The sequence below is a fragment of the Corynebacterium sp. S5S1 genome (assembly GCF_001913985.1).
Taxonomy (GTDB): Bacteria; Actinomycetota; Actinomycetes; order Mycobacteriales; family Mycobacteriaceae; genus Corynebacterium; species Corynebacterium marquesiae.
In genome coordinates, this window is record NZ_MKXT01000050.1 from 1 (window position 1) to 7,969 (window position 7,969).

Consider the following 7,969-nt stretch of genomic DNA (forward strand, 5'->3'; position numbering starts at 1 on the left):
GAACTGTTCGGAATACCTAGGCATGGTGGTAGATTACCTTTCTTCCCAACCCAACCGGGCTGGATATCAGGTGTCTACCAAACAGGGGTCAGGTCCGTCTGAGGCCGGGGTAAAGACCGCCCGCGGAAATACGTAGTTCGTTTTGCATACCTCCACCGTGTCGCAGGAAAACAATCACCAGCAGAAAATAGTGGGGCAATTCACTAAGCCGTAAGAGGACGACAAGTCGTCTTAGACCGCCTCGGCGGAGTAATCCGGTACACCGTTACGGGAACTGAGGCTCCCGCCTTACCGGCGATCCAAAGATCTGTTCGTCTCGGGACGCATTTTCTTCTGTGTCTGTTGCTGCCTCGGCTACCATAAAGTGCGAAGTATTTGACAGCCCCGACAAACGAAACGAGGCAGCGAAACGGTGGCCTGCGCGAAGCAACTACTTGAATTGACCTGGTTCAACAAGGACAAGGCGCTCATTCCCAGTGAAGAGGGACGCTACGCCTACGAGTGGGTCGACCCGAAAGACCCACGGTACTGCGAGACTCGGGCGCTCGTCGTTGACGAAGTGGTCACGGGCGAGCAGTCGCCGAAGGACAAGGACACGCAATACTCGGAGCGGGCTGACTTGGACCCAACCGGGGACAATTTGTTGATTCTCGGTGAGTCCGGCGACGTTCTGGAAGCGCTTACTCGGCTGCCGGAGTTGCGCGAGAAGTACCTCGGCAAGATCAAGTGCATCTACATAGACCCGCCTTTTAACACCGCCCAAACCTTCGCCAACTACGAGGACAACCTCGAACACTCCGTTTGGCTCACCATGATGCGTGACCGCCTCGTTCACCTACGCAAGCTTCTTAGCGATGACGGGTCGATTTGGGTCCACCTGGACGACGTGGAGAACCACCGCATGCGCGTGCTTATGGACGAAGTGTTTGGAAGTGGGAACTTCGTAGCGGAAGTAGTGTGGGAAAAGACGTATTCGCCCAGAAACGATTCGAAGGGCATTCCCGCAGTCACTGACACCATCCTGGTTTATGCCAAGTCTGGTGGGTTTGTTCCGAATCGTCTTACGCGGACGGCAGAGATGGACGCCCGTTACTCGAACCCGGATAACGATATCCGCGGACCGTGGAAGGTCGCTGACCCAACGGCATCTGGTTCTTCTACTCACCAGGGCATGGTGTACGCGATCGAGCATCCTCTCACAGGTGAACTCATCTACCCATCGAAAGGGCGGCACTGGGCTCAAGGTCAGTCGGATGTCCTCGAAGAAATGAGACGCTACAGCAACCAGTATGGACTAGCCGACATTCACGATGAGGCTAAACGAGCGGAACTATGTGGTTTGCTACCTGAGGAGGTTCGGCCCAATGTTCAGGCCGTTATTATCCAAGGCGACAAGGCGGCTGCGCACGAAGATGCTTTGGAGATCTTCAAAGCAGGGAATTGGCCAAGATTGTGGCTTACCAGCGGTGGAAAGGGCGGCCTCAGTTTCAAAACCTATCTAGAAGGAAAACCAGGGAAAGCTCCAGTCAGTTTTTTATCTTACAAAGACGTTGGTCACACGGACACCGCGGCGAAGGAAATTCGAGCACTCTTCCCGGGAACTTCGGCGTTCTCCACCCCCAAACCCGAACGCCTCCTAGAGCGCGTCATCCACATTGCAACGAACCCCGGTGACATTGTCCTCGACGTGTTTGCCGGTTCGGGAACGACCGCCGCGGTAGCTCAGAAGATGGGACGCCGCTGGGTCACCTGCGAGCTCGTGGAAGACACCTTCAACCGCTTCGCCCGCCCACGCCTGGAGAAGGTCATAAACGGCGAGGACCAGGGAGGAATCAGCATCCAGAAGCCAGAGCGCGTTGACGCGACCGAGGAAGGTCTGCCCGAAGGTCTCTCACCGGAAGCTGCCCAGAAGTTCAACAGCGCTCTCAACAAGGTGCTCGCAGCAAACCCCGAATTGAAAGCCGAAGCGGTAGTCAAGGCGCTTAAAACTGCGACGAGGACCAAGAACCAGAAGGGCGTAGTCAACTGGCGTGGAGGCGGTGGTTTTACGGTCGCCCACCTTGCACCACAAAGTTTCGACTACGTCCCCGAATTGGGTCTCGTCACGCTGACCGAAGCGGCAACCGGCGCGACGCTCGTCAACTCTGTCGCAGCGAACCTCAACTTCTCGCTCACCCCGGATAATCGCCATTTCGACGGCAAGCGCGGCTCTATGTTCCTCAAAGTGGTCGAAGGCCGGCTCGACAAAGACAAGGCCGAAGAGCTTCTCACACATCTCGATGACAGTGAAGGCGTAACGCTCGCCGCAACAGAGCTCGAACCGGGAGTCAGGCAGTTCGCGAGGACAACGGATAAGCCGTGTCAGATTGTCCATATTCCCAACGACATCTTCACTTACTCGGTTACGCAGGAGGGCAAGTAGACATGGCGCTTCCAATCGCACTTGACCAAAGACTCATCGACAGTATCGCGACGGAGTTCCAACTGCGAGATCCCAACAAGCGTGCGCTGCGCGAGCTCATTTACCACCTCACTGGTGACTTTGACTCGCTAGAGCCCATGGTCATGCACATGGCCACCGGCGCGGGCAAGACCTACCTCATGGCCGCTCTTATTGAGTACCTTTCGCGCTTCGGGGTGAAGAACGTCATGGTGGTCGTCCCGCCTTCCACGGTGCTGGAGAACAAGACCGTCCAGAACTTCACCCAGGGCTCGCGCCGCTACGTTGACGGCTTCTCTTCTGCTCCCCAGGTTGTTTCGCCTGGCAATTACGGCGCGTGGCGTGCCGGCCAGTCAGAGCTGTTCCGAAATGCTGCAGACGGCCCAATGGTCTACGCCTTCAACGTGTCGCAACTTATCAAGCCGAAGAAAGTCAACGCTCGCGCTGGCACCGAAGAGGGCATGCGCCGCAAGATTCGCGACCACCAGGAGGAGTCCGGTTCGCTCTACGACTACCTGGTCAACCTCGATGACCTTGTGGTTATCGCGGACGAGTCCCACCTATTTGGCACCTCGGCGAAGGCGTTTAACCAGGCGTTGAAGGACTTGCGTCCCGCTGCGACGATTGGGCTGACCGCTTCGGCATCCGATACGGACCACGTCATTTTTCACTACCCGCTCTATAGCGCCATTGAGGACGGCTATGTGAAGTCGCCGATGCTCGTCTACCGCGAGAACGGTTACCCCAAGGACTCAGCCGAGGAGAGGCAACTGCTCGACGCGGTCTCACTGTTGCGGAACAAAGAGGCGGCCTATGAAGCGTACGGCAAAGCGAACTTCCCCGGCGAAACAGGTGAGCGAAAGAGGACGAAGCCGCTTCTGTTTGTCGTGTGCGAAAGTGTCGCGCATGCCGAAGATGTCACAAAACTCCTCCAAGGCCCGGGTTATTTTAGTGCCCCGGAGGCGGTGCTCCAGTTCGACAACAAACACAATGACGCGGTCACGCTGCGCCGCTTAGACGAGCTCGACAGCCCAGCCTCGACGGTTCGTGCCATTGTCTCTGTTGACCGTCTCAAAGAGGGCTGGGACACCAAGCGAGTCGCAGTGATGTGTGCGCTGCGTGCCATGTCGTCGGACATTCTTACCCAGCAGACCATGGGCCGGGGCCTGCGACTGCCTTTTGGTGCCCGCACTGGTGTGGCTGAGCTGGACCAGTTGGACATCTTGAGCCACAAGTCGTTCAAGTCCCTTCTCAAAGACGAAGACGTGCTGCGCTCATTCGGCCTCGGAGATGCCGCTCAGGGCGCTATCTCGGGCATAGACGTGGAAGAAAGCTTCCGCCAGGGTGAAGGACAGGTGCAGCCAAACACGAACGACCCTTCGACCGAAACCCAACGGGGGTCAGCTTCCGGTTCGACCGCGAGGCCGACAACCCCTTCAGGCGAAGCAACGGGCAGCACGAGAGACGTCGGAACCAAGGCCGGCGAAACTGTCCAGGTCACTGGTGGTCACACCGGAGGCGTCTCATTCCGACGAGTCGGTGACAACGAGACGATGCAGCGTGCCGACTACATCCCGGCAACGGAAATCAAGGTCAATGAACAGTTCGCCGGAAAGACCTTCCTGTTTCCTTCCACGGTTATGGCGAAATCAACCACGCCGTTCTTGCTCAGCCATATTGACGACGAGGACATTATCCGTGCAGCGCGCCGTGTCGCCGACTCCAAGGAAGCGCTTACGCGGGAGGAAATCGTGGTGCGAAAGTCGAAGCTCGACACGAAACGCACCACCGACGCGGAAGTCGAATCGGCACCCGTGGCGGAGGACACTGTTATAGGTGAACTCACCCGTCGCGTATTCGGCCTCGGGGTTGTCACCCAGGACAAGAAAAACACGATCACATTGGCGCAGTACGTCCTTCCGACCTTCATGGCGAACGCCGGTATCGACCATTGGACGGAGAAGGCAAAGCAGTCCGCGGTGGACGAGCTCGTTGCACTTGTAAACGAGAAGGCACGTAAGCACGCAAGTAGTCTGCAAACCGAAACGTCTATCGTTCCGGTCGAACTGCCAATTGACCAGGTTGTGACCTTGCCGTTTGGCAAAGAGGTGCTCCAGCAACTCTCTAAAGACCAACAGGCGAAGTTCAAGCCCCGCGAGTTCTACGACGGCTGGAACCGCGGTCTGTTTCCCGCTGCGAGTTTCGACTCGTGGGGCGGCGAGTACCTCCTCGCGCTGTTGTTGAACTACACCTCGGACATAGTGTGGTGGAAGCGCCTCTACTCCACTGACGGCGCGTCGATTATGTACACCACCCGCGACACTTACTACCCCGACTTCGTCGCTCAGGACTCTGACGGCACGATGTGGATCATCGAAGGTAAGGCCGACAAGGGCCGAGATGACGAAACGGTACAAGCGAAACGAGCAGCGGCTCGGGTGCTCGTCCGGGAACTGCTCGGAGAAGAGGACTTCGTCGGCCAGAAGTGGGGCTATGTCATCGCGTATGAGTCCGATATTCGAGCGTCCGAGTCGTGGGAAGACTTGAAGCGGAAGTCGAATCCCAGGGCGTGAGACGAGACGGAGTTCGGGCTGCGAACCGAACCGGATGTCTTTAGGTAAACAACTCCTTCAAATTCACGAAAGGCACGAAAATGACAAGAAACAGGTTTGAAACCGCCGATTGGCTAACTAACTGGCTCGATGAGAACCACGCTGAGCAAACTAATTTTGGTGACCTATCAGATGAGTCCGGCTTCGAGGTGGATGAACTGCGTCGGTCCGCGGAGATGCTGCAAAATCTTGGACTAATCAACTTCGATACCGATTGGGGCCAGATGTTCTTCCGCGGGCGCCTCACCGGTGCCGGACAGCATCTCGTCTACTCAGGAAAGTCAGTAAAAGAATATGGTCTTGACCAGGGAAGTCACACGACGAACACCGCGGTAAACGTCCATGGCGATATCCACGGCGGGCAGGTTGGCATTAACAATGAACATAGCGTCACTATCAATGTAAGTACTGCGCAGATTCAACACCTCATCGACGCCCTGCGCGAAAACGGACACGATGATGTTGCCGAGGTTATTGACCAACAAACAGACGGTGGTGACAAAACAAACAACCTTCCAGCCGCGCTTCGAAACGGGCTTTCTATGCTCGGTGACGCCGGAAGTGCCACAACGATTCTCGGTCCAGTCGCAACTGCACTTATGGGACTCTTCTGACGAACTACGCCCGGAGATAAATCGTCTGTAATTTCCACTCCGATGGCAGTTCGCCTTCTTTCCCGATGAACTGCGCGGGGTCGACTTCGGCCTGCTCCCACTTACGCAGCTCCGTCTCTCTCAATGTCTTAAGACGGAACGGAAGTCGCTTCACTGAAACAAGCGCTGGTTGCCCGGGTTGAAGCATGTGGGTTCTTACTGGAAGTGTCTCGAATCGGCCTATGACCAACCCGTGCCCTTCGCCACGAAAGTCGTCACCTCGGAAGATGACCTGACCCTTCTCTAGTTCCCAGGAGCCTCCGACTACTACCGTTCGCAACCGGTTATTTCTTAGAAAGGCTCTGTCCGGGGCGACGAATACAATCTCCAACGCATCCCGCCGACGGACATCCCACACCCACAAGACGCCCGACACGATAAGGCCGGAGATTATGCCTGAAATGATGCCTACACACATGGCTGCTCTTTCTCGTATTGGACGTTTCTACACGCTGTATGTCCCGAAAAATTTTATCTGCACGGGACTCTATAGATCCGTGACGTAGTCCTAGCCAGGGGGCTATCCAGCAGATAAACTCTACTCCAACAACGTTAGGGAGGGTCGTGAGCGACTTAGACAAGTTTCGCAACGAAGGCCGGCGCAAGCGCAAGACCACCGTTGCGTGGACACAGTCCACTAAACCGAGGGAAGAATCAGAGCGCCTTGCGGGTGACCGCGAGCTTTATGAAGTTCTGCGAGAGCAAGGATTCCAAGGCAGGGACTACGACGATTTTGAAATCGAGCTCATGGGGTACGGATTCGCCTGTATCAAGAAGTGGATTCTGACGAAAGAACTGCTACCTAAATGCCGTGAGAAGCTGGATTTCGTTCCCAATGACGAGGACGTCCGTCTAGACCTCCTTACACCAGATGAGGCGGAAGAAATTGCTCAAGACATTGTCGTGCAATCCGTCCTCGAGTTCAGGGAAGACGCGCTTGTTGGAGGAAAGTGGTCACCAACTGGCGGAGCGAGTTTGAAGACTTTCTTTGTCGGCCGGTGCTTAATGGAGGCTTGCAAGGTGCTTAAGCAACGCGCCAGAGAGCTCAAGAGAGCTGCACGCTACATCCAAGAGGTTGAGGAAGATGACTTGCTCGAACTGCCTTCACGCGACATGCCGTTGGAGACACAGTTTGAACTCGACGATGAACTGCGCCGCGTAGCCGGGGTACTCTCGGCCAAGGAGTTAGAAGTAGCGCGCCTGCGTGCCGAAGGGCTTTCAGCGAAGGAAATTGCGGACAGGCTCGGGACGCTTCCTCGCAGTGTATACAAGGCGTTGGAAAGGGTACGAGCGAAAACGCGAAAGCGTAGGAACGAAGGAGGCGTGGTATGACTAACCGTTACAAGGATGCTTTGGGACGCTCGTCGTTCGGTACCCAAGAGGTACGCCAAATGCGGGCCAAGGTGTCGAGTAAGCAGACGGCAACCATGGCGAGGAAACTTGCCGAAAAACGTGCTTCTACCAGCCGAAAGGGGAAATACTCGCGTTAGCCCCCTAAGACTGAGTAGCGGGGCCGAGTTGCAGCTCGACCCCGTTGAGACGAGAGGTTAGTCTCGGTCACCACTTGGACGTGATACACCGAGTCTAACTGAGTTGCCAGCGTTTCAGGCACGAAACGCGCTCACTCTCGTCAGACTCCGAAGGAGGTTGTCGAGTATGGCTCGACGAAGTGTGAATCGGTCTGCAAAGACCGGCAAGTTCGTTTCCAACGCGGCTAAGGGTCGGTGGCCTAACAAGACCACGACCGAACGGGTCGGAAAGGGAACCAGCAACAATCGCACCGTGACCCGATCCGCAACGACAGGTCGCTTCGTCACGACACGTTGGGGCGACGAGAACCCCAGCGGAACTATTCGCCAGCGAGTTTAGCTGAAGAAGTCGGCTCCTGACGGAGACGACTGGCTAAAAGACCCCATTCATGCCGATTGAGTTCGGTGTGAATGGGGTCTTCGCTTTGTAGTGCAAAGTCTTGATTTCTAGTGGTCGTGGAAACACCTGACATGGGTTAGGTGATTGTGTGGAGTCGAAATGGGTTCCGGATTCTGCTGTTGTGGCGCGGTTTGCATCGTTGGTTCGGGCTGGTAGTTCAATACGGGCGGCTGCTGGGGTGGTTGGTTTAGCGCGGTCGGTGGCTTATCGGCTTGCTGGCGAGTTGGACTTGCCGCGCAAGCGGACCTGACCCCTGTTTGGTAGACACCTGATATCCAGCCCGGTTGGGTTGGGAAGAAAGGTAATCTACCACCATGCCTAGGTATTCCGAACAG

At 56.2% G+C, this 7,969-nt stretch carries 5 protein-coding genes; all 5 read left to right on the forward strand.

Features of this window, described 5'->3' with window-relative positions:
- Window positions 1–412 precede the first annotated feature (412 nt).
- The 5 genes from BKN05_RS11360 (at window position 413) to BKN05_RS11380 (ending at window position 7,195) form a co-directional block, all read left to right on the forward strand.
- Complete coding sequence (locus tag BKN05_RS11360; protein ID WP_286688685.1) at window positions 413–2,422, forward strand: site-specific DNA-methyltransferase; 2,010 nt, start codon at window positions 413–415, stop codon at window positions 2,420–2,422.
- A gap of 2 nt (window positions 2,423–2,424) precedes the next feature.
- Window positions 2,425–5,013 (forward strand): DEAD/DEAH box helicase, encoded by a 2,589-nt coding sequence (locus BKN05_RS11365; RefSeq protein ID WP_284767729.1) that lies wholly within the window; start codon window positions 2,425–2,427, stop codon window positions 5,011–5,013.
- 80 nt (window positions 5,014–5,093) lie between these two features.
- Window positions 5,094–5,666, forward strand: coding sequence for a hypothetical protein (locus BKN05_RS11370; protein WP_284767731.1), 573 nt, complete (start codon window positions 5,094–5,096; stop codon window positions 5,664–5,666).
- Between the two features lie 603 nt (window positions 5,667–6,269).
- Complete coding sequence (locus BKN05_RS11375; RefSeq protein ID WP_284767732.1) at window positions 6,270–7,037, forward strand: RNA polymerase sigma factor; 768 nt, start codon at window positions 6,270–6,272, stop codon at window positions 7,035–7,037.
- Window positions 7,034–7,195 carry a hypothetical protein gene (locus tag BKN05_RS11380; protein ID WP_284767733.1) on the forward strand — a complete coding sequence of 54 codons (162 nt, stop codon included), beginning with the start codon at window positions 7,034–7,036 and terminating at the stop codon, window positions 7,193–7,195. Before BKN05_RS11375 ends, BKN05_RS11380 begins: the two co-directional genes overlap by 4 nt.
- Window positions 7,196–7,969 lie beyond the last annotated feature (774 nt).

Bases quoted from the DNA above. Each gene is read 5' to 3' on its own strand.
- BKN05_RS11380 (WP_284767733.1), top strand. From the start codon at position 7,034: ATGACTAACCGTTACAAGGATGCTTTGGGACGCTCGTCGTTCGGTACC.
- BKN05_RS11365 (WP_284767729.1), top strand. From the start codon at position 2,425: ATGGCGCTTCCAATCGCACTTGACCAAAGACTCATCGACAGTATCGCG.
- BKN05_RS11370 (WP_284767731.1), top strand. From the start codon at position 5,094: ATGACAAGAAACAGGTTTGAAACCGCCGATTGGCTAACTAACTGGCTC.